We start from the raw sequence: 25,831 nt of genomic DNA, 5'->3' as shown, positions 1-25,831 counted from the left end.
TTGTCACCGCCCCAGCGCCACGAGACAGGCGCGGCGCACTTCCTCGTCCTCGTCCCGGAGCGAGGCGCGCTCCAGCGCGTCGCGCGCCTCCACCGTGCCCAGCGCCCCCACCGCGGGCACCGCCGCGCGGCGCCCCGAGGGGCTGGCCGTCTCCAGCGCCTGGAGCAGGCCCGCGCGCGCGTCCGCCCGGCGCATGCGCGCCAGCGCCGCCACCAGCAGCGGCGCCGTCACCTCGTCCGCGGCGTCCAGCGCGGCGAGCAGCCCCGGCAGCCGTCCCTCCATGGGCAGGGCCAGCGCGCTCACCACCCGCTCGCGCACCGTCAAATCTCCCAGCAGCGACACCAGCGCCTGGGTGGAGGGGATGCCCGGCCGCGTGGCCAGGAAGCCCACCGCCGCGCTGCGCACGCTGTCGTCCCGGTCGCTGGCGGCGCGCAGGAGCGCGGGCAGGGTCTCCGGGGCCTCGTACTCGGCCACCGCGGACAGGGCGACCAGGCGCGTGGCCGCGTCCTCGGACGAGGCGGCCTCCAGGAGCACCGGCAGCGCGTCCTGCCGGCGCGCCACGCCCAGGCCCAGGAGCGCCGCGCGCCGCACGTCCGCGTCCGCGCTGGCCGCCGCGCGCCGCAGCGCCGTCATGGCGCTCTCCGTGTGCATGTGGGCCAGCGCGTCCACCACGGCCACGCGCACCTGGCCCGCGTCGTCGTCCGCCAGCGCGACGATGGCGTCCGCGGCGGCCTCCTCGTTGAGCTTCCCCAGCGACTGGCACGCGTAGTAGCGCACCCACGGGTCGCGATCATTGAGGCCCCCCAGCAGCATGCTGGTGATGCGGGCCTCCTTCTGCGTCTGTCCCAGGGCGCGCATGGCCGCCGCGCGCGTGCGCTCCGACTCGTGCGTGGCCGCCGTGAGCAGCGCGTCCACCGCGCGCGGGTCCTCGATGAAGGGCAGGCCGTAGATGGCCGCGTCGCGCAGCCGCTCGTCCGAGTCGCGCATGGCCGACAGCAGCACCTCCAGCCCGCGCGGATAGCCGAAGTAGGAGATGATGCGCAGCGCCGCCCGGCGCAGCCGCGCGTCCGGGGAGCGCGCCGCCTGGAGCGCCAGCGCCTCCGTGTCGTCGCTGCCCAGCGACTGGATGGCGCCCGTGGCCGCCTGCACCACGCGCGGGTCGTCGTCCACCAGGCGCTCGAAGAGCGCGCCCACCGCGGACGCGTCGCCGATGCGCGACAGCGTGTCCGCCGCCATGGCGCGCACCGACGCGTCCCGGTCCTCCAGGCACACCAGCACCTCCGGCACGGACGCCACGCGGCGCCCCACCAGCGGCAGGAGCACCCGGCGCCGGGCGCTGTCCCCGTCGCGCAGCGCCTGGAGGATCTGCTCGTCCGCGTCCGAGCCCAGCTCCGCCAGGGCCGCCGCCGCCGCGCGCGCCACCGTCGGGTCCGGCGCGTCGAGCAGGCGCAAGAGCCCCGCCGCCGCGTCCTGGCCCCCAATCCAGCCGAGCAGCCGCGCCAGCGCGGCGCGCTCCGCGGAGTCCGCGGTGCTGATGGCCTGCGCCAGCTTGCGGCCCAGCACGGACAAATCCCCGCCGGAGCGCAGCGCCGCCTGCACCGCGCGCGCGCCGCCGAAGCGCTGCACCTGCGCCTCGTGGATGTCCACCAGCGCCACCGCCACCACGCGCACCAGGCTGTCGTTGCCCCGGCGCAAGAGCCCCACCAGCGCGGGCACCGCCGCGTCCTGGCCCGTGCGGCCCAGCGCCCTGGCGGCCTCCAGCGAATAGAAGGGGTCCGCGAGCAGGCCCAGCAGCGCGGGCACCACCGTCGGGTCGCCGCAGCGGCCCAGCACGTCGATGGCGGGGAAGATGCGGAAGAAGTTGCCGCTGCCCAGGGCCGCCAGCAACGCGTCCACCGCCGCGCCGCCGCCGATGCGGCCCAGCGCTTCAATCGCCGCCACCGCGACGTTGTCGTCCGGATGCACCGTGAGCCGGGCGAGCAGCGGCACCGAGCGCCGGCTGCGCCTGCGGCCCAGCACCTGGGCCGCGTCACAGACGATGGCGGCGACGGGGCTGTCCGCCAGCACCTCGAGCGACTCCTCCACCGCGCCCGTGGAGGCCACCAGCGCCTCCACCGCCGCGGCCAGCCGCGCCTCGCTGTCGCGGCGGCTCCTGAGCACCTCGCACAGGGGCGGCACCGCCTGGGTGCCCAGCCGGGCCAGGGCCGCGACGACGGCGCGGCGCACCGCCCAGCTCGGCGTGTCCAGCCCGGCCACCAGCCGCGCCAGGCTGTCCGCGCCGCCGCGCGCCAGCTGCTCCACCGCGTCCACCTGCGCCCGGTCCTCCGCGGAGAGGAACAGGGGCGAGGCGCCCACCGCCGAAGACATCGTCGCCGTCATGCCTGCCGCTCCCTCGTCGACTCGACGCCCGCCGGTTCGGAGGGCTTCACGCCCCCCATCCGGGACAGGCTCTCCCATTGCTCCGCCTGCAGTCGCGACAGCTGCCCCAGGCGGTTGGACACCTCGCGCACCTCGGCCGCGTTGCCCGCCACGGCGCGGACCTGCTGCGCGGTGGTGACGGTGATTTCCCGCGCCCGCGTGCGCATCTCCTCCACGCCCCGGGCCAGCCCCTCCGTCACCTGGGTGGCCTCCGCGCTGGCGCGCGCCACGGAGGCGATGCCGGTGGCCTGCCGCTGCGCGGACACCGCCAGCGAACCGAGCACCTCCGACTGCTCGTCCAGCGCGCGCGCCGTGCTCTTGGCCACCCGGCGCACCTCGTCCGCGCCCTTCACCAGCGCGACGAGCGCCTGGGCCTGCTCGTCGGTGGCCCGCGTCACCGCGCCCGCCAGCTGCGCCACCTGGCGGCTGGCCGCCTCGCCCTGCTTGAGCGCGCGCGCCTGCTCCGCCATGCCGCGCGCGGACTGGGCCACCTCCTTGCGCGTGGCGTCCATGGCCCGCGTCACCTCCGCCGCCGCCTTGGCCTGCTCGGCCAGGCCCGCCAGCGTGCGCTGCGTGGTGCTGGCCATGTCCTGCGCCAGCGCGCTCACGCCCGTGACCTCCTTGCTCTGCGTGCCCACCACGTTGCTGACGGTCTGCACCAGCTGGCGCATCTGCGCCGCGGCCTTGGACAGGTCCGTCGACGCCGCGGCCTGCTCCTGCACCGCGCGCGCCACCTTCTGGGACACCTCCGCGAGCTGCCCGTTGGCGCGCACCACGTCGCGCAGCGCGCGCGCCTGCTCCCCGGAGGCCTGCATCGTCTGCCGGGCCATGCGCCGCATCTCCGAGCCGCCCTGCGACAGGGACTGCGCCGCCTGGGCCTGCTCCGCGGCGGACGCGGCGATGACGCGGCCCTGCTCGCTCATCCGCACGTTGCCCTGCGCCAGCGCCTGCGCCGCCTGCACCTGCTCCCCGGTGGCGCGGCTCACCTCGCGTACGTTCTGCCCCAGGTCATCCACGCCCTTGAGGATGGTGGTCAGCGCCTTCTCCGCCTCGGAGGCCAGCGCCGAGCCCTCGTCCGCGGCGCGCATGCCCTCGCCCGTGGCGGCCGCCGCCTCGCGCGCCGTCGTCTGGAGCCCGCGCACGATTTTCGCCACGTCCGAGCTGGCCGCCGCCGCCCGGTCCGCCAGCGCGCGAATCTCCTCCGCCACCACCGCGAAGCCCCGGCCGTGCTCCCCGGCGCGCGCCGCCTCGATGCTCGCATTGAGGGACAGGAGGTTGGTGCGGTCGGCGATGAGGTTGATGGTCTGGACGATGTCGCCAATCTCCTCGGCGCGCTTGGCCATCTCCTTCATCACGCCCGACGACTCGACGATGGACTGACGGATGCGGCCGAAGCCCGCCATGGAGCGCCCCACCGTGGCGCCGCCCTCGCGGGCGATGGTGCCCACCCGGTCCGCGGTGGCGCGGGCCTCCTCCGTCATCTGCGCCACGCGGCGCGTGGAGGTCTCCAGCTGAGTGGAGGCCGAGGCGCCGGAGGCGGCCTGGCCGTTGATGGACTCAGCGGCCTTGGCCACCGCCTGCGCCGAGCGCGCGAGCTGTTCAATGGTGGAGGCGTTGGCGTCCACCACGGCGGCGTTCTTCTCCGCGGTGGCGGCGACCTCCTCCACGCTGGCGGCCACCTCCTCCATGGTGGAGGCGTTGGAGGCCGCGTGCGTCTCCAGCACGCGCGCGCTCTCCGCCACGCCGCGCACGCTGCGCGCCAGCTCCTCCGCGGTGGCGGCCACCTCCTCCACGCTGGAGGCCATGGAGGTGGAGTCGCGCGCCACGTCCCCCAGCGAGCGGCCCAAGAGGCCCACCGCGTGGGCGACCTGCGTGGCGCGTTCACCCACGCCCTGCGCGTCCGAGGCCAGCCGGGCGATGCCCTTGGCCATCTCCTCGATGGTGGCGCCCACCTGCTCCGCGGAGGCCGCGCCGGACTGGTTGCGCGTCACCAGGTCCGCGACGGTGGCGTTCATCTCCGTCATGGACGCGAGCAGCTCCTCGCTGGAGGCGGCCAGGTCCTCCGCGTTGGAGCTGACGCCCTTCACCGAGCGGGACACCTCCTCCAGCGTGGCCGCGGTGGTGTCCGCCTCCGCCGCCAGGTGGGCGGCGTCCTTGCGCACGTTGGACACCGACGCGCTCACCTCCTCCACCGAGCCCGCCGTCGCCTCCGACTCCTGCTGCAGCTGGCGCGAGGAGTCGCTCACCGTGCGCTGCGTGCGCACCAGCGACTGCACCGCCAGCCCCGTCTGCTCCACGTGCGTCGCCACCGATTCGATGGCGGCGCGCACCTGCTCGGTGCCGGCGGCCTGCTCGTTGCCACTGCCGGCCACGCGCGTGGCCATGGCCTCCAGCTCCTGGAGCAGCGTGGTGCTCTCACGGAGGCTCCGGGTCAGGCGCTCGGCCAGCCCGCGCGCGTCGTCCTGCCCCTTGGGGGCGTCAGTGTCCTGCGTCGCCATCCGGCGTCTCCTCCCCGATGACTCGGGGGAAATCGATGAGCATCACCAGCCGCGGACCCACCTGCGCCACGGCCTTCACGAAACCCTGCGCGCCCTCGGTGACCAGCGGCGGCGGCGGCTTGAACTGGCCCGGGTCCAGCTTCAGCACCTCGCGCGCGCTGTCGACGAGCAGCCCCACCACGCGCGCGCCCAGCTGCCCCACCACCACCCGCGAGTCGAGCGTGCGCTCCACCGCCGGCAGGCCGAAGCGGCGCCGCGCGTCCACCACCGGGATGACCCGGCCGCGCACCTGCACCAGCCCCGCGACGTGCGCGGGCGCGCCCGGCACGGGCGTGGCGCCGTTGAAGGACTCCATCTGGAGGACGTTCGACGCCGGCAGCACGTACTCGGCGCCATCCACCTTGAACACCACATGCAGCACGCTCATGTCGCGCGCTCCTCTCGTCCCCCGCCCCCCTGCCGGCGCGACGCGCCCAGCGTGGGCAGGTCCAGCACCAGCGTGGGCTGTCCATCGCCCAGGTCCGTGGCGCCCGCCACGCCAGGCACCTTCACCAACGGGTCCTCCAGCGGGCGCAGGACGATCTCCTGCTGCCCGAGCAGCCGCCCCACGCCGAAGGCCACCAGCTCCCCGCGCTGGCGCACCAGCAGCGCCCGCGCGGGCACGGTGTCGGCCGCGCTGGCCGTCCCCTTCCCCAGCAGGCGCTCGAGCCACACGAGCGGCACCGCCTGTCCCCGCCGCTCCACCAGGGCCACGCCCCGGCCCCCCGGGGGACGCACCACGCGGGAGGCGTCCACCTCGAAGAGCTCCTCCACGCACGACACCGCCACCGCGTAGCGCGCGCCGGCGCACTCGAAGACGATGGCGTCCAGCAGGGTAATCGTCAGCGGCACGCGCAGCCGGAACGTGGTGCCCACGCCGGGCCGCGTCTCCATGCGCAGCTCCCCGCCCAGCTGGTCCACGACGATGCGCCGGACGATGTCCATGCCCATCCCGCGCCCGCTGGTGGAGGTGACCGACTCCCGCGTGGAGAAGCCCGGCCGGCACAAGAGCTCCAGCACATCATCGTCCGTGCGCGGGGCCGGCGCGCCCGCGCGCTTCGCCACCGCCGCCCCGTCCACGCCGCGCCCGTCGTCGCGCACGAGCAACTCCACGAAGCCGTTGGCCTGGGCGTGACATGCCAGGCGCACCAGCCCCTCCGGGGCCTTGCCCAGCATGCGGCGCTCCTCGGGCGACTCCAGGGCATGGTCCACCGCGTTGCGCACCAGGTGCACCAGCGCGGGCATCAGCCGGTCCGCCACCGCCTTGTCCAGCTCCGCGTCGCCCACGTCCAGCTCCAGCCGCACCGCCTTGCCCGTGGCCCGGCGCAGCCCGCGCACCAGGAGGGGCAGCCGCTCCAGCACGTCCCCCACGCGCACCATGCGCAGCCGGAGGATCGCCGCGCGCATGTCGCGCAGCTGGCGCGCGTTCTCCTGGAGGATGGCGCGCAGCTCCCGCGTGGGCGCGCCCGCCGCCGTCAGGTCCGCCACCGCGCGCTGCAGCCGCGAGCGGTTGACGACGAGCGCCGCCAGCCGCTCCAGCGCCTCGTCCAGCCGGGACACCTCCACCCGCAGGGTGCCGCCCCCGCGCCGCAGCTCCTCCGGCTCCTCGTCCAGTTCCCCGTCCAGCCGCGCGGGCGTGCTCACCACGGGCACGGGCGACAGGGCCTGCTCGACGGCCAGCGGGCGCACCAGGGCGGGCTCGCCCCCGGCGGCGTCCATCAACACGCCGTCCGCGGCCTCGGTGCTGAGCAGCAGCACGAAGGTGAGCGAGCCGCCCCCGGGCACGGGCCCCGACAGCGGGACGACCTTCACCAGCTCGCCCAGCGCCGCCAGCCGCTCGCGCACGCTGTTGATGGTGACGCCCTTGGCGGCGCGCTCGGCGCCGGGGATGAAGTCCACCCGCACGGGGCGGCGGCCGCCCGCGGTGGCGGTGAGCTGCTCGCGCTCGGTGGGCGTCAGCTTGGCGCCGAGCGCCAGCGTCTCGTCGAGCACCACCGCGACGGGCCGCGAGGCCGCCGGCGCCGTCTCGGAGGCCTCCAGCGCCTCCAGCCGCTCCAGGAGCCCCGAGGGCACCGGGGCCGCGGGCTTGCCGGAGGCGAGCTGGCGCATGCGCTGCTCCACCGCGCGTAGGCCCTCCATCAGCGGCTCCACGCTGGACTCCGGGAGCCGGCCGCCGGCCTGGTCCGCCTGACGCAAGGACGTCTCCATCCAGTGAGAGATGGAGACGATGGGCTCCACGTCCACCATGGCGGACAGGCCCTTGATGGTGTGCAGCGCCCGGAACAGCTCCCGCACGGCCTTGGGGTGGGCCGCGCCCCGACGCGCGCTGGCCTCCACCGCGAGCAGGTGGCGGTGCGCCGAGTCGAGCAGCTCCTCCACCTCCGCCAGATAGGCGGGGAGGAAGTCCGCGAGGTCCACGGAAGCGGTCAAGCCCGCGTCTCTTCCAGCAGCCCCCGCGCCTCCGCGAGGATGGCGTCGGGGGTGAAGGGCTTGGTCATGAAGCGGTTGGCGCCCGCCTCCAGCGCCCGCGCGCGCGACGCCTCGTCCCCCCGCGTGGTCACGATGATGATGGGCAGCGTGCACAGCTTGTCCTGCCCCCGCACGAACTCCACCACCTCGATGCCACCGATGTCCGGCATGTTCAGGTCCAGCACCAGCAGGTCGTACGGGCTCAGCGACAACCGCTCGATGGCCTCCAGCCCGCTCGAGGCATGGGTGAAGTTCAGCCCCGGGTAGGGCCTCAGACAGGCCACCACCATGTCCCGCATCACCTTGCTGTCATCGACGACGAGCACCTCTGCCATGGATTCCCCTGAAGACGAGCCGCGACCCTAGAGCGATTTCCCGGGCGGGAAAGAGAACGGCGAGGCCCCCCCGTCCGCCACCTTCCAGTGGCCGACAATCGTACGTTGGGACAGGCACCCGCAGTGCGAGCCCTCGGAAGCCCCCACGCTTCCCGTGTGGATGGGCACCCTGCCCCCAAAGCCCCGCGTAGCCCGACTTCAGCCCCACTCCGTGGAAGCTGAAGCACTTCACCGGCTTTCCGGCAGGTGCTTCTCCCTCGGGAAATCCCCGGGAGCAAACGCCAAATTGAGCCGCCGGCCGCTTGCGTGCCCCGAGGTGCGGGGGGTATGAGCCCGGGCTCTTTCTGACTCTGCAAATCAATCTCAACAAAACCCAACAAACCAGGAGTCCTGATGAAGTCCCGAGCCTGTGTCCTCGCGCTGGCAGCCGTGTGGCTGGCGGCGTGTGGGTCGGATGTGGAGACCACGCCCGGCGTGCCCGTGGCGCCGTACGTCCAGCTGCACTCACACGTCTCCGGCGCCAGCGCCGAGAGCGCGCAGGTGAAGCTGCAAGGCTCGGTGAGCGCGCCGGGCAGGCTCGCGGAGCTCACGGCGCGGCTCAATGGCGGCGAGCCGCGCGCGGTGGAGTTCCAGACGAGCACGCCCACGAGCGCGAGCTTCACGCTGGAGCTGACCCTGGTGGAGGGTGACAACGACATCACCCTGGCGGCGGTGGACCAGACGGGCGCGCGCACGGAGCGCACGCTGGTGCTGCGCTTCGACGAGGCGCCGGTGGTCCAGGTCCGCTCGCCCCGCGAGGGCGTGGCCACCACGGTGCGGCGGATGCACGTGGAGTTCACGGCCACGGACAACGTGGCGGTGACCCAGCTTGCGTACACGCTCAACGACGGCACCGAGCAGGCGCTCACGCTGCCGGCCACCGCGGGCGAGCCGGTGTCCTTCGAGGTGACGCCGCGCGCCGGCCGCAACACCGTGGTGCTGCACGCCCGGGACGCGGCGGGCAATGAGGCCGAGCAGGCGGTGTCGTTCCACTTCGGCCAGCTTGCCTCGGCCGGCGGCCTGCACAGCGGCACGCTCAAGAACGGCCGCGTGTACACGTGGGGCCGCAACAACCGGGGCCAGCTGGGCCTGGGGGACGACGTGCGCACGGACCAGACCCAGCCCCAGCCGGTGCCGGGCCTGGAGAACGCGACGGCCATCGCCTTCAACCAGAACTTCGCCATGGCGCTGACGGCCGACGGCAGCGTGTGGTCCTGGGGCGAGAACAACGACAGCCAGCTGGGCCTGTCCACCCCGCCCTCGGGCGAGACACCGGGCACCCCCGACGTCACCCCGCGCTACGTGGCGACGAGGATTCCCCACCTGACGGGCGCGGTGTCGGTGGCGAACGGCTTCCGCCACGCGCTCATCTTGATGGAGGACGGCACGGTGCAGAGCTTCGGCAACAACGCCAACGGCCAGCTGGGCGACGGCACCACCGTGGCGCGCGGCTACCCGATGCCGGTGCAGGGCCTGACGAACGTGGTGAAGGTGCTGGGCGGCTCCATGCACTCGGTGGCGCTCAAGGCCGACGGCACCGTCTGGGTGTGGGGCCGCAACGACTACGGCAACCTGGGCACGGGCGTCGTGGACGGCGACAGCCACCCGCTTCCCCACCAGGTTCCCGGAATCACCGACGTGGTGGATATCGCCAACGGCCGCGACCACATCCTCGCGGTGCACAAGGACGGCACCGTGTCCGCGTGGGGTCTGGACGCCACCGGCCAGCTGGGCACGGGTGCGCTCAGCGCGGGCGGCGAGAGCGCCACCCCGGTGAAGGTGAAGGGCGTCACCGACGCGACGGCCGTGTTCGCCAACGGCAACTACAGCTTCGCGCGCCGCGCGGACGGCTCGCTGCTAGGCTGGGGCTCGAACTGGAACGGCCAGCTGGGCATCGGCATCAAGGAGACGAACGAGTTGGAGGCGCGCGCCTCCTCCGGGACGCTGACGCCGCTGACGGCCATGGGCATGGGCGCAACCCACGTCATCGCCGTGCGCGAGGACGGCTCCGTGTTCGCCTGGGGCTGGAACCTCAACGGCTCGCTCGGCCCGGACGGCGTCATCGACCGCTGGTCCTACACCGACCCCATCCCGGTCCCCCTGCCGTGAAGCACGCCGTCGGTCTGGGTCTGTTGTTGGCGCTCCTCGGGGCCGCCGCCGCGTGCGGCGACTCCGGGGCCCCGCCCTCCATCACGCCTCCGGGTGAGCCGCCCCCGGAGCCGCCTCCTCCCGAGCCGCCCCCTCCGCCCCGCTTCGACGTGGTGGAAGCGGGCGAGGACCGCCCCGGTGGAGCCACCAGCGTGACGGTGACGGGCGCGGGCGCCTTCACCCAGCCGGCGGCCAACCTCGGCCTGGCCCGGCGCGCGGAGTTCTTCGTGGGCGAGTCCGTCTTCGAGGCGGACTGGGTGCGCGCGCCCAGCACCTCGCAGCAGGACCGGGACGGGCTGGGCCCGCTGTTCCACTCCGTCTCGTGCCTCGCCTGCCACCTGGGCAACGGCCGCGGCCGTCCGCCCGAGGGCGACGAGGTGGCGGACACGCTGCTCGTGCGCCTGTCCATCCCGGGCACCGGCCCCCACGGCGAGCCCGTGCCCGAGCCCACCTATGGAGACCAGCTCCAGCCCCGGGGCATCCCCGGCGTGCCCGCGGAGGGACAGGCGCGGGTGGAGTGGACCGAAGTCTCCGGCACCTTCGCGGACGGGGAGCCCTACACGCTCCAGTCCCCCACGCTGGTGCTGACGGACCTGGCCCACGGGCCCCTGTCGGCGGACACGATGATGTCCGCGCGCGTGGCCCAGAACATGGTGGGCCTGGGCCTGCTGGCGGCCATCCCCAACGAGACGCTGCTGGCGTGGGCGGACCCGGACGACGCGGACGGCGACGGCGTGTCCGGCCGGGTCAACCGCGTGTGGAACGGGCGCACGAACCGGGTGGCGCTGGGCCGCTTCGGGTGGAAGGCCAACCAGCCGGACATCGAGCACCAGAACGCGTCCGCGCTGCTGGGCGACCTCGGCCTCACCACCACGCTGTTTCCAAAGGACACGTGCACCCAGGCGCAGGCCGTGTGCCTCGCGGCGCCCCACGGCGGTGAGCCCGAGGTGACGGACCGGCAGCTGATGGCGCTCGACTTCTACTCGCACACGGTGGCGCTCCCCACGCGCGCGGGCGTCGACGACGCCCGGGTGCTCCAGGGCAAGGCCGTGTTCCACCGCGTGGGCTGCGCCAGGTGCCACAAGCCGTCGGTCACCACCGGCACGCTGGAGGGCTACCCGGAGCTGTCCGGGCAGCTCATCTGGCCGTACTCGGACCTCTTGCTGCATGACCTGGGAGAGGGGCTCGCGGACGGACGTCCGGACTTCCTCGCCAGCGGCCGCGAGTGGCGCACTCCGCCCTTGTGGGGCCTGGGCCTGACGCGGACGGTGAGCGGACACTCGCGCCTCCTGCATGACGGACGGGCGCGCACGCCGCTGGAGGCCGTGCTGTGGCACGGGGGCGAGGCCGAGTCCTCGCGCGAGCAGGTGAAGGCGCTGTCGCGCGGGGAGCGCGAGGCGCTGGTGGCCTTCCTCGACTCGCTCTGAGTCAGGCGCGGGCGACGGGGGGGCCGCCCAGGGGCAGGCGCACGCGGAACGTGGAGCCCTCGCCGGGCGTGCTGTCCACGGACACCTGACCGCCGTGCGCCTCGACGATGCGGCGCAGGCGGTACAGGCCCAGCCCCAGGCCGCCGTAGTGCCGCACCGGCACCGCGCGCTCGAAGCGGCGGAACAGCCCGTCCACCCGCTCCGGGGAGATGCCGATGCCGTGGTCCTTCACCACCAACGTGGCCGTGGCGTCCTGCTGCTCCAGCGCCACCTCCACGGGGCGGCCCGGGCCGAACTTCATCGCGTTGGACAACAGGTGGCGCACCACCTGCCCCAGCCGGGCGCCGTCCCACCGGCCCGGCGTGGGCGGCATGGGCCCGAGCACCAGCTCACACCCCGCTCTCGCCGCGGCCGGCTCCGAGCGCGTCACCGCGTCGCGCACGACGTTGGACAGGTCCACCACCTCCAGCTGCAGCCTGGGCGGTCCGCCCTGCGCCTGGGACACGTCCAAGAGCGACTCCACCAGGTCCGACATCCGCTGCACCTGACGGTCCGCGGCCTCCAGCGCGCGCTCCAGCCGCGGCGCCGCCTGGGCCGCGCCCAGCATGCGCAGCGCCCCTTGCGCGCCCTGCACCCGCAAGCGCAGCGCGGCCAGGGGCGTTCTCAGCTCGTGCGCCGCCACGCTGAGGAAGTCGTCGCGCACGCGCACCGCCTCGTTCGCCTCGCGGTAGAGCCGCAGCTGCTCCGTCACGTCGCCGATGATGCCCGCCATGCGCACCGGCCGGCCCTGCTCGTCGCGCAGCGCGCGCCCCCGTCCCACGCACGAGCGATAGCCGCCCGTGGCGTGCCGGAGCCGGAAGGCCACGTCGTACGGCGCCCCGCGCTCCAGGTGCTCCGTCATGGCCGCGAGCACGCCGGCGCGGTCCTCCGGGTGGAGCAGCTCCACGAAGGCCTCGTGCGTGCCGGCGAACGTCCCGGGCGTCAGCCCCAGCATCTCCAGGAGGCGCGGGCTCCAGTACAGCGTGCCCCGCCGCAAGTCCCAGTCCCAGATGCCGTCGTAGGAGCCCTCCACCACCAGGCGGAAGCGCTCCTCGCTCTCGCGCGTGCCGCGCTCCGCCTGCTCGAGCAGCCCCACGCGCCGCTCCAGCTGGCGCACCATCCGGTACAGGTGGTCCTCGGTGTTCAGCTCCAGCGCGGGCCCCACCGGCGGCGCGGGCCCCAGCGGCGTGGGCGGCCCGGCCTTCAGCGCGCGCAGCAGCACGCCCACCAGCTCGTCCCCGTCCTGCGCGCGGCGCACGAAGCCGTTGGCGCCCACGTTGTGGGCCATGCGCAAATCCAGCTCGTCCGGCGTCAGCGCGTGCGTGAGGATGACCGGCACGCGCGCGAAGCGCGACTCCTGCCTGAGCGCCATGCACAGCTTGTAGCCGTCCATGCGCGGCATCAGCGCGTCCGCCAGCACCACGTCGGGCCGCCGCCTCCTCGCGACCTCCAGCGCCTGCATCCCGTCGTCCGCGGACACCACCCGGAAGCGGAAGGGCACCATCATCAACTGCAACAGCTTGCGCGACACCGGGTCGTCGTCCGCCACCAGCACCAGCGGCCGCGCCTCCGGGGGGCCCTCCTCCGGCACCACGCGTCGGACCTTCTCCACCAGCCCGCCCAGGGACAGGGGCCGCCAGAAGAAGCCGGTGAGCGGCAGCGCCAGCCTGCGCACCACCTCCTCCTCGGCGGGGAAGGCGCGCACGTACAGCCCCACCGACGCCGCCTCCAGCGCGCCGCGGAACGCCTCCAGCGCCTCCCTGCCCGCCGCCAGCACGCCCGCCGCCGCCACCACGAGCAACACCGGCTGCGTCTGCATCAGCGAGGCGGCCGCCGCCACGTCCGCCAGGGCCACGACCTGCCATCCCTGGCTCTCCAGCGCGAGCACCTGGAGCTCCCGGGCCACACTGGCTTCTTCGATGAGCAGGAGACTGGGCTTCGTCACGGCGAGGGGGACCCGGAGACACGAGCAACAGGGCCTGTCGAGGCCCCGACGGAACGACAAAGGCGCAAGTGTGGGCACTCATCGCTCCCAGTCAAGGAGCGCGGGATGGACTGTTCGCCGGTCCAACACCCGCCGTCGCCCTCCAGGCGACCCCAGGGGGCCCTCCCCTCCTCTTCCCAGCGGACGCCTGCGACAAGAACACATAAGATGCTTTTACAACTCAGATACGATATGAAGCCCCGCCCGCCACCCCGCCCCCGTGCCACCGCCCGCCCCCCGGCCCCCCGCTCCGCTCGGCCGGGGCCATCGCGACGCGCCCGGGCCCGGCCGCACCCACCCGGTCGCCGCCGTGCTCGGGGCACCGCGTCACCGGTGACTCATGAGTTGCAACTGCACCCTGGATTCACTCGACTCCCGGACACCTCGCCGCGCGCGGGGAGGCCCTGGGACACCTGGCGGACACTGTCGTGCGCCGGACACCCCCGCGCCGGTTCGCGACGCTGGCGTGGCCACTCCAAGGCATCCGGGGTCCACCGACGTCCAGGCGTGACTGACCGGAAGTCGGGAAGCGCGGTGAATCATTACGCACAAGGATTGCACCAGTATCCTGGACTCCTGGTGCTCACTCTCGTATCCAGGAGTCTGGGGGGACCCGGCGGGCAAGCCACTCCAGTCCTCGAGGCCGGACGTCGTACTCCGGGCGAGGTGAAAGTGTCCCGCAGATGGGTTATGCGAAAAGACATCATGGGAGCAAAACGAATCGCCGTGCAGCCGAAGCTCGCTGATTTCCAGGAGAGGATCCGCGCGTCGGGTCTGCGCAGCACCGCGCCCCGCGTGGCGGTGCTCCGGGAGCTGGAGTCGGCCACCGCGCCAATGAGCCACGCCGACCTGGTGGATGCGCTGGGTGACGAGGGCTATGACCGGGTGACCATCTACCGCAACCTCACGGACCTCACGGAGGCCGGGCTGGTGGTGCGCGCGGACCTGGGAGACCACGTGTGGCGCTTCGAGCTGCGACGCTCGGGCGACGAGCACAGCGGCAACCACCCGCACTTCACCTGCACCGACTGCGGCACCGTCGCGTGTCTGCCGGAGGAGTCCATCCGCATCGCGTCCTCCAAGGGCGTGCCGCGCGCGGTGGCCCAGAAGAGCGTGGACGTGCAGCTGCGCGGCCTCTGCGACCGCTGCGCCTGAAGGACGTCCCCCCGCGCCGCCACGCGCGCTGGCCGGGATGAAACACGAACGCCCGGGCCCTCCCGACTCCTGCAAGAGGGACGGCCCGAGCGTGTGACACGCGGCACGGGCGCTTGCTGGCCCCGTGCCCATGAGACGGCGGACTACTGGATGGTGTACGCCACCGTGCCGCTGCAGCTGTTGCTGGAGTAGCAGCCCGCGCGGATGGTGTACGTGCCCGCCGTGGTGGCCGTGTACGAGAAGAACGACAGCGTGCCGCAGGAGTCGTCGTTGCTCGCCACCGACGTGCCCGCCGCGTTGCTCAGCCGCAGGTAGGTGTCACCCGTGCCGGAGGCGCCGCTCACCGAGCAGGTGCCCACGCGAATCGTCTGGCCCGCCGCCAGCGTCACCGCGCGGTTGGTGGTGTTCTGCTGCGCGTTGTTGGTGTTGGACGCGGTGAAGGTGAAGGTGGTGGACGGCGGGGGCTGGGTGGTGCCGCACAGCCGCAGGCTGCCGGCCACCGCGCAGTACGCGTTCACCGCGGGGCGCACGTAGGTGATGTCCTCGCCGCGGCAGCCCGTCTCCGTGCACGTGTTGACGATGCGGCAGCTGCCGCTCGACACGTAGTCCGTCTCGCCGCGCACCAGGATGCCCGCCACCGTGTAGCCGGTGTTCTCGTACACGCCCGAGCCGGAGTTGCCACCGAAGGTGTCCGTGGTCGCGACGAAGTAGTCCAGCGAGCCCGCGCGCGCGTCGCGCACCTTGCCGCCCGAATCAATCTTGAACGGGATGCCGCTGCCCGAGCCGATGACCGTCACGCCCGTGCCCACCGGCAGCGCGGCGTTGCCGGCGCGGATGGGCGCGGGCACGAAGCGCGGCGTGGCGGCGCGGTCCAGCTTGATGATGGCGTAGTCCAGGTTGGGCGTGCCGGAGGTCACCTGGCGCACCACGATGGACTGGCAGGAGAAGATGTCCGCGCTCGTCACCTGCTTGAGCGTGGTCGCCGCCGTCTTGTAGAAGTTGAACACCACGCGCGTGCTGGTGCAGGCCGAGGCGCTGGTGATGCAGTGTCCGGCCGTCAGCACCAGGTCGTCATCGATGAGCGTGCCGGAGCAGAACGCCGGCGTCAGGTCGGTGAGGAAGCGCTGGTTGGAGCACAGGTTGTACGCCGACTGCAGCGTGGACGCGTTGAACGTCACGTTGCCGTTGCTCCCCACCGTGTAGTCGGACGTCGTCATCAGCGCCACGGTGGACTGCTCGGCGCGCTGGCGCAGCGTCGCGTCCGGGTGCGCGTACACGTCCTGGCGGTCGTCGGTGCCGTACACCACCGGCTGCTGCGTGGTGTCCGTCTGGGGCTGCTCCGGCTGCGGCTCGCCCTGCTGCTCCGGCGCCGGACCGCAGGCCGAAATCGTCAGCGCGCACAGCATCGTTCCCAACAGCTTCCTGCCCGCAACTCGAGACATGGTTCGCATGAGGACTGCTCCCTGGAAATGAGCGCCCGCCTGGGAGACGGGTCGCCGCCGCCATCTTCACGGCATCCGGGAATACGAGCAAATCGATATAAAAACTGCTTCCGTGTATCTCGATTAAAGCAACTCCATTGCAAATTCCGCACTCCGGGCGGGCGGTGGAGGGGGCAGGCGTCGGCTGGTGAACCGTGATTCACCCCGCCCGGCCGCCGGAAGCTTCCGTCCTGACACCCGCGGCCCCATGGTTGAGGCGGTGTGGGAGCGAGTCGGCCCCGACCAGGGTGGGGAGACCGGTGCAAGCGCTTCAGACACTGCTCGTCGTGGACGACGACCTGGACATCCGGGACGCGCTGCAGGACGCCTTCGAGCTGGAGGGCTACGCGGTGCTGCTGGCCGCGGACGGCCTGGAGGCGCTCGCGCAGCTGCGCCAGCAGGACACGCCGCCGCACCTCATCCTGCTGGACCTGATGATGCCGCGCATGGACGGCTTCGCCTTCCGCGAGGCCTTGCGCCATGACACGGCGCTGGCGGACATCCCCGTCGTCGTGGCCAGCGCGGACCTGCACCTGGAGTCCGCCGCCCGCGAGCTGGACGTGGCCGGATGCCTGCGCAAGCCCCTGGACCTGCACGAGCTGTTGTCCACGGTGAAGCGGCTGAGCCAGGGCGACTGAAGTCGTCCCTGCTTCGCCCGGCTGCTCTACGGACGGCCCCTCCTCCCGCCATGCAGGGCGGGTTGGCGGAGGGAGGCAGGCTCCTCACCCTTGCTCCCAGAAGTCATCCAACGGACCCAAGGGAGAGGGACACTCATATGAAGAAGCTCATCGCCACGTTCGCCATGTGTCTGGGAACCGCCGCCTTCGCGCAGAGCGCACCGGCGCCGTCGCAGACGCAGATTCCCAGCCCGAGCACGCGCGTGGACACGGGCGTGAACGCCACCGACGTGGGCCGCGGCATCAGCGGCGCCACCCGCGAGGCCTCCAACGCGCAAGCGCAGGACAACCTCTTCAAGAAGGAGCACTCGCTGAGCCTCAAGGGCACCTTGAAGAAGGCCGACGACGACAGCGTGAACCTGACGCGCAAGGATTTGCCCGACGCCGAGCTGGACGTGAAGGCCCAGACGGTGGTGATGCTGGACGGCAAGAAGGTGCGGGCCGACCAGATTCCGGAGGGCTCCGAGGTGCGCGCGCGCTTCCAGCTGGACGGTGACAACGCCGTCGCCGTGGAGCTGCGCGCCACCAGCCCCAAGGGCACGGGCGGCTCCGGCGCCGTGGACACCATGAAGAAGGACGCCAAGAAGGCCGGCGACAAGGTGGAGGAGGCCGGCGAGGACGTGAAGCAGGACGTCGACGACGCCGTGCACTGAGTCCGGGCACCGTCGCTCGAATGACAGTCTCACGGGCCCGCTCCCTTCCGGGGGCGGGCCTGGTCATTTCCAGTGCCACGTCACGCCGCCCGGGTGCCCACGGTGGGAAGCCCGCTTCCCTCTTTCCATGACGGTGCATGTGCGCAAGGGCCGGTACGCCGCTTGCTCCACACCGGGGACGGGAGGAAGCGGTGATTCGACGACTGTTGGGCGCGTGTGTCGGTGTGGCGGTGATGATGACGGCGGTGGCCTGCGACAGCTCGGACGGCACCGGCAAGGGGCCGACGGATGGCGACGTCCAGGCTCCTCCGGATGACGCGGGCACTCCGGACGCGGGGGATGGAGGCACGGACCCGGTGCCCGACGCGGGCAGCGGCGATGGCGGCACGGACCCGGTGCCCGACGCGGGCAGCGGCGATGGCGGCACGGACCCCGTGCCGGACGGCGGCGTGCCCACCACGCCCGAGGGCCCGTGGCCCACGGACGCGCTGACGGACTACTCGTCGAAGTACGGCATCCCCAAGGTCGCCTCGGTGGGCGTGGACGGCGCGCACAACATCTGGGTGCTGGATGGGGACCGCATCGGCGTGCTGCGCGCGGACACGCAGAAGCTCGTGTGGACGAGCCAGCCCGTCGGCCAGGCCAGCCTGGGCTTCGGCTCGGAGCCGCACCAGCTGGCCACCGGCTCCACCGTCATCTGCGGCGGCAAGGCGGGCGAGGCGTACGTGGGCTACCTCACGTACGACAACGTGCCGGGAGGCCAGCGCATCGCCGGCCGGGGCGAGGCCGACTTCGACGAGGCGCGCTACTTCGAGTTCCAGAAGGGCGACATGGACCTGGTGCAGCTCAACGGCGACGGCACGGACATCGTGCTGCGCGAGCACCTGTACCGCTCGGTGGGCACCAGCCGTCCCAGCCGCAACGAGGCCATCGGCATCCGCAACAGCAACGACTTCCACTACGACGAGGACCGCTCCGTCCTCTCGTGCATGCGGGTCATGAAGGGCCCGTACGAGGGTGAGGTCTATATCGGCACCAACCACGGCGTGACGCGCATCCGCGACCTCGAGTACAGCAGCCACCGCCACCCGGCCTGGTGGCTGCTCACCCGGACGCCGCACCCGACGGACCCGACCCAGGAGGTCGTCAAGGAGTCGCAGCGCGCGGGCTTCACCTACGGCCTGGGCTACTCGCAGGCCGGCGAGCTGCTCATCGCCAACGACTGGAAGATTGGAATCCTCCCGCCCAACAAGGAGCTCAAGTGGTGGGACCGGGAGAAGCCCGAGGCGGGCATCCCCGAGGGCACGGAGCTGTCCATCTACCGGCTCAACACCTTCGTGGACCCCGTCAACCCGGGCCCCGAGGACAGGCGCTGGGAGGTCGCCCCGCAGAACCGCTGGCGCGGCTTCCAGCAGACGACGGACGGCCTGTACTACGTGGCCGGGCTCGGCAGCGGCCTGTGGCAGTTCAAGGCCGAGCCCACGCGGCACGACCCGACCAAGAGCGCGGACACCGACTACGTCCGCATCGACGGCGCGGGCACGGACCGCTACACCGCGCTGGCGGCCACCGACGACGGCTCGCTCTTCGTGGGCACCGAGGGACGCGGCCTGTGGCGCCTGACGCCGCAGAAGCAGCTGGAGAAGGTCCCGGGCGTGGGCGGCTCCAAGGTGCAGCAGCTGGTCTACGACCCGCGCGTGACGCCCAGCGCGCTGTACGTCCTGGTCGACGGCAAGGTGTACGTGCTGCGCGGGCACTGAAGACGCGCTGGAGCGTGAGGCCGTGACGGCGGGCGCCTTCCGGACACTCCGGGGGCGCCCGCTGGCGCTTTCGCGCAAGTCAGCGGGCCCGGCTCGCCGAGGCGCCCTGCGCGGTGGCCGCGCGGGGCTGGGTGGGCAGCCGCAGGATGAAGGTGGAGCCCTGGCCCTGCGCGGAGCGCACGGTGATGCTGCCGCCCATGGCCTCCACGATTTGACGGGTGATGTAGAGCCCCAGGCCCAGGCCGCCGTAGTGGCGCTCGGAGACGGCGCGCTCGAACTTGCCGAACAGCCGCGCCATGCCGTCCTCGGAGATGCCGATGCCGTGGTCCTTCACGGCCAGCACCGCCATCGTGCCCTCGCCCACCAGCGACACCTCCACCGGGCGGCCCGCGCCGTACTTGGCCGCGTTGGAGAGCAGGTTCACCAGCACCTGCTCCACGCGCAGCGGATCCCACTGCCCGGGCAGCGTGCCGGAGACGTGCACGGACAATTCGCAGCCGGCGCGGGCGAACTCCTCCGAGAAGGCGTCCACCATCTGCCGCACCACCTGCACCAGGTCCAGCTCGCGCGGCTCCAGGCTCAGCTTGCCCGCCGCCACGCGCGACACGTCCAGCAGCGTGTTCACCAGGCTGCCCAGCCGCGACAGCTGCCGCTCCAGCACCTGGCCCCGGGGCGCCAGCTCCTGGCCCAGCGCGGGCTGCGCGCCCGCCACCTGACGCAGCAGGAGCTGCAGGTGCAACCGCATGCTGGTCAGGGGCGTCCTGAGCTCGTGGGCGGCCACGCTGAGGAACTCGTCGCGGGCGCGCACCGCCTCCTGCGTCTCGCGCAGGGCCTGCTCGCGCACGGCGCGCTCCCGGGCCGCGCCCGCGTCACGCTGGGCCTCCACGCGGCGGCGCTCGGTGAGGTCCTCCACGTAGAGGCACGCGGCGATGACCACGCCGTCGCGGCGCACCGGGTGGTAGCTGGCGCGGAAGACGCGCGTGCGCTCCACGCCGCCGCCCGGCTCGCGGTGGATGATTTCGACGCCGTCCAGCGGCTCGCCCGTCTCCAGCACGCCGCGCACGCGGCGCGAGGTGTCGCCGAGCGAGGAGTGGGGGTTCATCACCTCGTCCATGTGGCGCCCGAGGTGGGCCTCGCGCGGCCGGCCGTTGAGGGCCGCGAGCGTCTCGCTGACCTCCACGAAGCGCAGCTCCCGGTCCACCACCGCCATGCCCACGGGCATGGTGGACATCAGGTCCGCGAGGCAGACGGCGCCCGGACCGAGCGATGCAGTCCGCGGTCTCTCACCGGCTGGCATCGTCACATCCGGGCCGAGATCAGGGGCCACTCCAAGCCGGGGGCTCATCGTCCTCGGCTGTGTACCAACGTCGCTGGACGCCGTCACCGCTCGCCCCCTGGCCGTGTGTCCAATGGTGGAAGAAAGCTCCCACGCTCGTCCGGAATCTTCCTCGAATCCTTGGGGTTTTTCCCTCACCCCGTGAGCCGGCCGACAGGAGGGCAGGCGTGCGCGGGACACCTGCTTCAACCCACCTCCCCTGGCTTCGTAGAATCGCCGTCCCTCCCCGGCCCGGAAAGGAACCGCACCGCATGCGCTTGAGACGTCTGGCCCGCCGTCGCCCCGCCTCCCCGTCCAGTGAGTCCCCCCTGGAGCCCGTCGCCGGAGGACGCAACGAGGTGGTGGCCTGGAGCGGCGCGGACCCACTGCGTCCCGAGCGACGCCTGCGCTGGAGGGACCACTTCTCCCTCACGGAGAACCTGCTCCACCTGCCGCACCTGACGGGCCACCATGACGGCCTGCGCGTGGCGCAGCTGTCCGACGTGCACGTGGGTCAGGCCACCAGCGACGTGCGCATCCGCCGCGCGGTGGAGGCCGTCAACGCGGAGGCCCCGGACCTGGTCTTCCTCACCGGCGACTACGTCACCCACAGCCCCAAGCCCCTGCCCCGCGTGCGCGACGTGCTCAGCGGCCTCAAGGGCCAGGTCTTCGTGGTGCTGGGCAACCATGACCACCAGGTGAACGCGCCCTACCTGCGCGAGAGCTTCGAGCGGCTGGGCTACACCGTCCTCCAGAACGAGCACCGCGTGGTGCACGTGAAGGGCGCGCCGGTGACGGTGCTGGGCGTGGACGACGGGCGCACGGGCCGCGACGACGTGGATGCCACCTTCCGGGGCGCGCCGGAGTCCGGCACCCGGCTGGTGCTGGCCCACACGCCCCCCACGGTGGACAAGCTGCCGGCGCACGCGGGCCTGGTGCAGTTCTCCGGGCACACGCACGGCGGCCAGTTCATCGTGCAGGGGCTGACGGAGGCCATCTTCCGCCGCGCGGGGCAGCCCTACATCCGCGGCCACTACCACGTGAATGGCAACCAGCTGTACGTGAACCGGGGCCTGGGCTTCGGCTTCGGCGGGCCGTACCTGCGCCGGGGCAGCGAGCCGGAGGTCGCGTTCTTCACCCTGCGCGCCCAGGCGCACGTGGCCGTGGCCAGCTGAGCGGGTCTCTTGAGCGCGCGCGGGCCCGAGAGCCTTCGCGCGCTCAGTGCCTCAACGGGGAGCCCAGCCGTCCACCGCCCAGGCCGCTCTCCTGTCGTCCTCCGCGCCGGAGGCTGAAGGGGCCCGAGCCGAAGTAGACGATGAAGAGCGCGCCTCCCGCCATGGAGAGGTTCTTCATGAAGTGGATGAGCTGATCCTGCGCCTGCACCGGGTCCGCGACGAGCCAGAAGCGGTGGACCATGAAGGCGGCCGTCACCAGGAAGATGGCGATGGCCGCGGCCCCCAGGCGCGCGAGCACGCCGAGCAGCACCGACAGCCCCCCGAGCACCAGCGCCGCGCCGGACACCAGCACCGCCCAGCGGGGCTCGGGCACGCCCGCGTTCTGGGCCACGGTCGTCAGCGCGTCGAGCTGGATGAAGTGGTTCAAGCCGCTGGTGATGAAGATGGCTGAGAACAGCAATCGAGCAAGCGGCACGAGCACTCCCATGGATGGCCTCCTGTGTCCCACCAACGCCGGGGCGTGGAAGTCATTCTCAACCTGCCCATGACTTCCCGCGGGGCAGCCGGCGCCCGGCCTCCTGCCTGCCCTCCTTCGGGCCCTGGGGGCCGCCGCCTTGTGTCCCGGACAGCTGCGACAACACGCCACACGCGGGGGGCGGGCCGGGGGCGTAGGGTGCTCCTCGTCGTGAAAGCCCCACTCTCCCTCCTGTCCTCCCTGCTGGGCGCGGTGCTGGCCCTCGCGCCCGTGTCGTCCGCCTGGGCGTGTGCCACCTGTGCGTGTGGCGACCCCACGCTCATGTCCATGGGCACCGAGCAGCCGTTCTCGGGCCGGCTGCGCTTCTCCTCCACCCTGCGGGGCTGGGGGCACACGGTGGGACAGGACCACGTGGACGCGCTGCGGCTGCGCGAGGCGCGCATGGACGTGGCGGTGGCGTACGCCCCCCTGCCGTGGCTGTTCCTGTCGGCGACGCTGCCCCTGCAGGCGCGCGAGGTGCGCTCGGTGAGCCTGGCGCGCGAGCGGGGCTGGGGCGTGGGCGACGTGGAGCTGACGGCGAAGGCCTTCCTGTACCAGGACCGCGCGTTCTCCGCGGACCACCTCTTCAGCGTGCTCGCCGGCGTGAAGCTGCCCACCGCGCCGAAGCTGCGGCTGGAGGACGGGACGCTGATGGACCTGGACACACAGCTGGGCAGCGGCTCGGTGGACCCGCTGGCGGGGCTCGCGTACCAGCACTTCCGGGGGAGCTGGTCGTTCCTGGCGAGCGCCACGGGCTTCCTCCCCACGCGCGGCATCCTGGGCTACCGGGCGGGCGCGTCGGTGCGCACGACGATGGCGGCGCAGTACCAGCCGGCGGAGCGGTGGGCCCTGCGGCTGGGGCTCGACGGGCGCATCGAGGCGGCGGCGGACATCGACGGCGAGAAGGAGGAGAACGGCGGGGGCGTCATCGGATATGCGTCTCCCGACATCCTCTTCAGTCCTCGGATGGACCTGGTGGTGGCCGCGGGTGTGCGGGTCCCCTTCTTCAACCGGCTCCGCGGTCGCGTGGCGCCCACTCCCATCGCGATGCTGTCCGTCGCGTACGACCTCTGACGCCATGGCCTCTGTCGTGAAGCCGTTCGTGCTGCTCGTGTGTCTCACCGGCTGTGGTGGCGGGGAGCGCATCGAGGGGATGCAGTTGAGCCTGGGGCTCACCACGGGCCGCGCGCGGAGCGTCCCGGAGGCGGCGGGGGCTCGCACGCTCGTCACGGACGAGGGGGCTCGCGCCACGCTCGCCAGGGCACTCGTCACGCTGGGCAGCGTGGAGCTGTTCAGGTGCGAGGAGACGGGCCTGCGTCAATGGCTGCGGGCGCTGTCGCCGGTGGGCACGGCGTGGGCGCACTCGACGACGAACGCGCTGCGGCTGGGCACGCCGCACGTGGTGTCCCTGGGTGAGTCGGACGGCGCGGTGGTGGCGCTCGGGGTGCTGCATCCTCCGCCGGGGCGCTACTGCCGGGCGCGGCTGACCTTCGAGCCGGCGGACTCGGACGCGGAGGGCCTGGGCGCGGCGCTCCAGGGCGCGCGGCCGGTGGACATGCTGGGGTTGAGCCTGCATGTCCGCGGGACGCTCGAGGACGGTGAGGCGCGCGACTTCGAGTTCGAGACGCGCGGGCGCTCGTCGGTGGACGTGGTGTTGGATGGGGTGGAGCTGTCGGAGGCCTCGCCGAGGGCGGAGCGGGTCTTCACACTGGCGTGGGATTCGTGGCTGGATGGCGTGGGCCCCGGCGAGTCGCCGCGCAACGTGGACATGCTGGGCAACGTGGCCCGGTCCGCCTCGCTGCAACCTCCTGTCGTGCCATGACGCCTCCTGTCGCCAACGAGCCCGCCTCTCGCGCCCGCATCAACCTGGAGTGGCTGCTGCGGCTGCGCTGGGGGCTGCTGCTCGGGCAGGCGCTGGTCATCGCGCTGGCGGCGTACGGGCTGGAGCTGGCGTTGCCGGTGCCGGTGCTCGCGGGGCTGTTGGGGTTGGAGGCCGCGACGAACGTGGCGGTGCGCGCGTGGCTCGGCCGGGCCCGGGTGAGCGAGGCCACCATCGGCAAGCTGATGCTGTGGGACACGCTGGTGCTCACGGGCCTGCTGGCGCTCAGTGGTGGGACGCACAACCCCTTCACGACGCTGTACCTGGTGAACGTGGCGCTGGGCACGGTGCTGCTGCCGGCGCGGTGGATGTGGGGGTTGTTGGGCTTCACGTTGACGGCGTTCGGCTCGCTGTTCGTGTTGCAGGACGTGGAGCTGGTGCCGGGGCTGTCGCGTCCGGACCACGCGGCGCTGATGCGGCTGCACCTGAGCGGCATGTGGGTGGCGTTCGCGGTGGCGGCGGGCTTCATCGTGTACTTCGTGCAGCGGGTGACGCGGGCGCTGGAGGAGCGCGAGGAGGAGCTGGCGCAGGCACGCGTGCAGCATGCGCGGCGGGAGAAGGTGGCCTCGCTGGCGACGCTGGCGGCGGGCGCGGCGCACGAGCTGTCGACGCCGTTGTCGACCATCGCGGTGGTGTCGAAGGAAGTGGAGCGGGCGCTGGCGTCGGCGGGGACATCCGAGGCGGTGCGCGAGGACCTGAGGCTCATCCGGCAGCAGGTGGACCGCTGCCGCGACGTGCTGGTGCAGATGTCCGCGGACGCGGGACAGACGACGGGCGAGGCCTTCCATCCGATGCCGCTGGGCAGGCTGGTGGAGGACTCGCTGGCGGAGCTGGCGGGGGTGGAGCGGGTGAAGGTGGAGCTGCCGACGGCGCTGAGCGGGCGGTGGGTGCAGGGGCCGCCGCGCGCGCTGGCGCGGGTGGTGCGCGGGTTGGTGAAGAACGCGCTGCAGGCGTCGCCTCCGTCGAAGGCGGTGGAGCTGCGGGTGGTGGAGGGCCAGGGCGGCGCGAGGCTGGAGGTGCGCGACGGTGGCGCGGGGATGCCCGCGGATGTGTTGGCGCGCGCGGGGGAGCCGTTCTTCACCACGAAGGCGCCGGGCGAGGGCATGGGCCTGGGGTTGTTCCTGGCGCGCACGCTGGCGGAGCAGCTCGGAGGTTCGCTGGAGCTGCGCTCCACGCCGGGGCAAGGCACGGTGGCGAGCCTGGCGCTTCCGCTCGGTGCGCCCGTCGTCACGGAGGTGGCGTCATGAGCACCACGGTGGGTGATGGCCACCACCCAAGCCTCCTGCTCGTGGACGACGACGCGACGCTGCGCGAGCGGCTCGCACGGGCGTTTCGTGAGCGCGGCTGGGAGGTGACGACGGCGGGCGACTACGACGAGGCGCTGGCCGCGGCGAAGCGCGAGTCCCCCGAATACGCGGTCGTGGACCTGCGCATGCCGGGACGCAGCGGGCTGGAGGTGGTGAAGGACCTGCTCGCCGTGGACGCGTCCACGAAGGCCATCGTGCTCACGGGCTACGGGAGCATCGCCACCACGGTGGACGCCATCCGCCTGGGCGCGGTGAACTACCTGCCCAAGCCCGCGGACGTGGACGACATCCTCGCCGCCTTCGCACGCGCGAGCGGTGAGCCCTCGCTCGCCGCGCCCGAGACCTTCGAGGCACCGTCGCTCGCGCGCGCGGAGTGGGAGCACATCCACCGCGTGCTCGCGGACTGCGCGGGCAACATCTCCGAGGCCTCGCGCAAGCTCGGCATCCACCGCCGCTCGCTCCAGCGAAAGCTCCAGAAGTACCCGCCCGCGCGCTGACGCGAGCGGAAAGATGCCCCCG

Annotated in this window: 20 protein-coding genes; 11 read left to right on the top strand and 9 right to left on the bottom strand. The window is 73.0% G+C overall.

Annotated elements, in window-relative coordinates; translation table 11 throughout:
* Nucleotides 1-3: 3 nt before the first annotated feature.
* From VZQ01_RS22880 to VZQ01_RS22860, 5 genes are read right to left on the bottom strand one after another with little or no spacing between them, the layout of a single operon-like run.
* Nucleotides 4-2,379 (bottom strand): HEAT repeat domain-containing protein, encoded by a 2,376-nt coding sequence (locus tag VZQ01_RS22880; protein WP_426744500.1) that lies wholly within the window; start codon nt 2,377-2,379, stop codon nt 4-6.
* Nucleotides 2,376-4,916, bottom strand: a complete 2,541-nt coding sequence (locus VZQ01_RS22875; RefSeq protein WP_426744499.1) for a methyl-accepting chemotaxis protein — start codon at nt 4,914-4,916, stop codon at nt 2,376-2,378. Before VZQ01_RS22875 ends, VZQ01_RS22880 begins: the two co-directional genes overlap by 4 nt.
* The gene (locus VZQ01_RS22870; protein ID WP_141330659.1) at nt 4,897-5,343 is read right to left on the bottom strand and encodes a chemotaxis protein CheW; all 447 of its coding nucleotides are present in this window, start codon (nt 5,341-5,343) and stop codon (nt 4,897-4,899) included. The genes VZQ01_RS22875 and VZQ01_RS22870 overlap by 20 nt, the downstream gene beginning before the upstream one ends.
* Entirely contained in the window at nt 5,340-7,385 is a 2,046-nt protein-coding gene (locus VZQ01_RS22865) for a chemotaxis protein CheA (protein ID WP_426744497.1), read from the bottom strand. The genes VZQ01_RS22870 and VZQ01_RS22865 overlap by 4 nt, the downstream gene beginning before the upstream one ends.
* On the bottom strand, nt 7,382-7,759 hold the full coding sequence (locus tag VZQ01_RS22860) for a response regulator (protein ID WP_426744495.1): 378 nt from the start codon (nt 7,757-7,759) through the stop codon (nt 7,382-7,384). Before VZQ01_RS22860 ends, VZQ01_RS22865 begins: the two co-directional genes overlap by 4 nt.
* A gap of 393 nt (nt 7,760-8,152) precedes the next feature.
* Between VZQ01_RS22860 and VZQ01_RS22855 the strand changes: the two genes are divergently transcribed.
* Both VZQ01_RS22855 and VZQ01_RS22850 read left to right on the top strand, forming a co-directional pair.
* Nucleotides 8,153-9,907 (top strand): RCC1 domain-containing protein, encoded by a 1,755-nt coding sequence (locus tag VZQ01_RS22855; protein ID WP_426744493.1) that lies wholly within the window; start codon nt 8,153-8,155, stop codon nt 9,905-9,907.
* Nucleotides 9,904-11,373, top strand: a complete 1,470-nt coding sequence (locus VZQ01_RS22850; protein WP_426744492.1) for a di-heme oxidoreductase family protein — start codon at nt 9,904-9,906, stop codon at nt 11,371-11,373. The genes VZQ01_RS22855 and VZQ01_RS22850 overlap by 4 nt, the downstream gene beginning before the upstream one ends.
* A gap of 1 nt (nt 11,374) precedes the next feature.
* On the opposite strand, the gene VZQ01_RS22845 is transcribed toward VZQ01_RS22850, so the two are convergent.
* Nucleotides 11,375-13,357 (bottom strand): hybrid sensor histidine kinase/response regulator, encoded by a 1,983-nt coding sequence (locus VZQ01_RS22845; protein WP_426744490.1) that lies wholly within the window; start codon nt 13,355-13,357, stop codon nt 11,375-11,377.
* Nucleotides 13,358-14,101: 744 nt separating this feature from the next.
* On the opposite strand from VZQ01_RS22845, the gene VZQ01_RS22840 reads away from it, so the two are divergent.
* A complete protein-coding gene (locus VZQ01_RS22840; protein WP_141332778.1) occupies nt 14,102-14,551 on the top strand; it encodes a Fur family transcriptional regulator in 450 nt (149 codons plus the stop codon).
* A gap of 143 nt (nt 14,552-14,694) precedes the next feature.
* Here VZQ01_RS22840 and VZQ01_RS22835 read toward each other — a convergent pair whose 3' ends face one another.
* A complete protein-coding gene (locus VZQ01_RS22835) occupies nt 14,695-16,002 on the bottom strand; it encodes a trypsin-like serine peptidase (RefSeq protein WP_426744488.1) in 1,308 nt (435 codons plus the stop codon).
* 290 nt (nt 16,003-16,292) lie between these two features.
* Between VZQ01_RS22835 and VZQ01_RS22830 the strand changes: the two genes are divergently transcribed.
* The 3 genes from VZQ01_RS22830 (at nt 16,293) to VZQ01_RS22820 (ending at nt 19,122) form a co-directional block, all read left to right on the top strand.
* Nucleotides 16,293-16,670 carry a response regulator gene (locus VZQ01_RS22830; protein ID WP_046716766.1) on the top strand — a complete coding sequence of 126 codons (378 nt, stop codon included), beginning with the start codon at nt 16,293-16,295 and terminating at the stop codon, nt 16,668-16,670.
* A 137-nt stretch (nt 16,671-16,807) separates the two neighbouring features.
* Nucleotides 16,808-17,362, top strand: a complete 555-nt coding sequence (locus VZQ01_RS22825; protein WP_267699050.1) for a hypothetical protein — start codon at nt 16,808-16,810, stop codon at nt 17,360-17,362.
* Between the two features lie 191 nt (nt 17,363-17,553).
* Nucleotides 17,554-19,122 carry a hypothetical protein gene (locus VZQ01_RS22820; protein WP_426744486.1) on the top strand — a complete coding sequence of 523 codons (1,569 nt, stop codon included), beginning with the start codon at nt 17,554-17,556 and terminating at the stop codon, nt 19,120-19,122.
* Between the two features lie 79 nt (nt 19,123-19,201).
* Here the strand turns inward: VZQ01_RS22820 and VZQ01_RS22815 are convergent, their stop codons facing one another.
* The gene (locus tag VZQ01_RS22815; protein ID WP_255653859.1) at nt 19,202-20,353 is read right to left on the bottom strand and encodes a sensor histidine kinase; all 1,152 of its coding nucleotides are present in this window, start codon (nt 20,351-20,353) and stop codon (nt 19,202-19,204) included.
* 356 nt (nt 20,354-20,709) lie between these two features.
* Here VZQ01_RS22815 and VZQ01_RS22810 point away from each other — a divergent pair, with 356 nt between their 5' ends.
* Nucleotides 20,710-21,612, top strand: a complete 903-nt coding sequence (locus VZQ01_RS22810) for a metallophosphoesterase (RefSeq protein WP_426744484.1) — start codon at nt 20,710-20,712, stop codon at nt 21,610-21,612.
* A gap of 43 nt (nt 21,613-21,655) precedes the next feature.
* On the opposite strand, the gene VZQ01_RS22805 is transcribed toward VZQ01_RS22810, so the two are convergent.
* On the bottom strand, nt 21,656-22,099 hold the full coding sequence (locus VZQ01_RS22805; RefSeq protein WP_046716769.1) for a DoxX family protein: 444 nt from the start codon (nt 22,097-22,099) through the stop codon (nt 21,656-21,658).
* A gap of 198 nt (nt 22,100-22,297) precedes the next feature.
* Here VZQ01_RS22805 and VZQ01_RS22800 point away from each other — a divergent pair, with 198 nt between their 5' ends.
* The 4 genes from VZQ01_RS22800 to VZQ01_RS22785 are packed head-to-tail and all read left to right on the top strand — an operon-like array spanning nt 22,298 to nt 25,809.
* Entirely contained in the window at nt 22,298-23,200 is a 903-nt protein-coding gene (locus VZQ01_RS22800; protein ID WP_426744482.1) for a transporter, read from the top strand.
* Between the two features lie 4 nt (nt 23,201-23,204).
* Nucleotides 23,205-23,948 (top strand): hypothetical protein, encoded by a 744-nt coding sequence (locus tag VZQ01_RS22795; protein ID WP_223751918.1) that lies wholly within the window; start codon nt 23,205-23,207, stop codon nt 23,946-23,948.
* Nucleotides 23,945-25,252: an ATP-binding protein gene (locus VZQ01_RS22790; protein ID WP_426744480.1), complete on the top strand. Its 1,308-nt coding sequence runs from the start codon at nt 23,945-23,947 to the stop codon at nt 25,250-25,252. Before VZQ01_RS22795 ends, VZQ01_RS22790 begins: the two co-directional genes overlap by 4 nt.
* A complete protein-coding gene (locus VZQ01_RS22785; RefSeq protein ID WP_223751920.1) occupies nt 25,249-25,809 on the top strand; it encodes a response regulator transcription factor in 561 nt (186 codons plus the stop codon). Before VZQ01_RS22790 ends, VZQ01_RS22785 begins: the two co-directional genes overlap by 4 nt.
* Nucleotides 25,810-25,831 lie beyond the last annotated feature (22 nt).

The sequence above is a fragment of the Myxococcus faecalis genome (assembly GCF_050039385.1).
Lineage (GTDB): Bacteria > Myxococcota > Myxococcia > Myxococcales > Myxococcaceae > Myxococcus > Myxococcus fulvus.
This window is presented reverse-complemented; position numbering and strand designations above follow the sequence as displayed.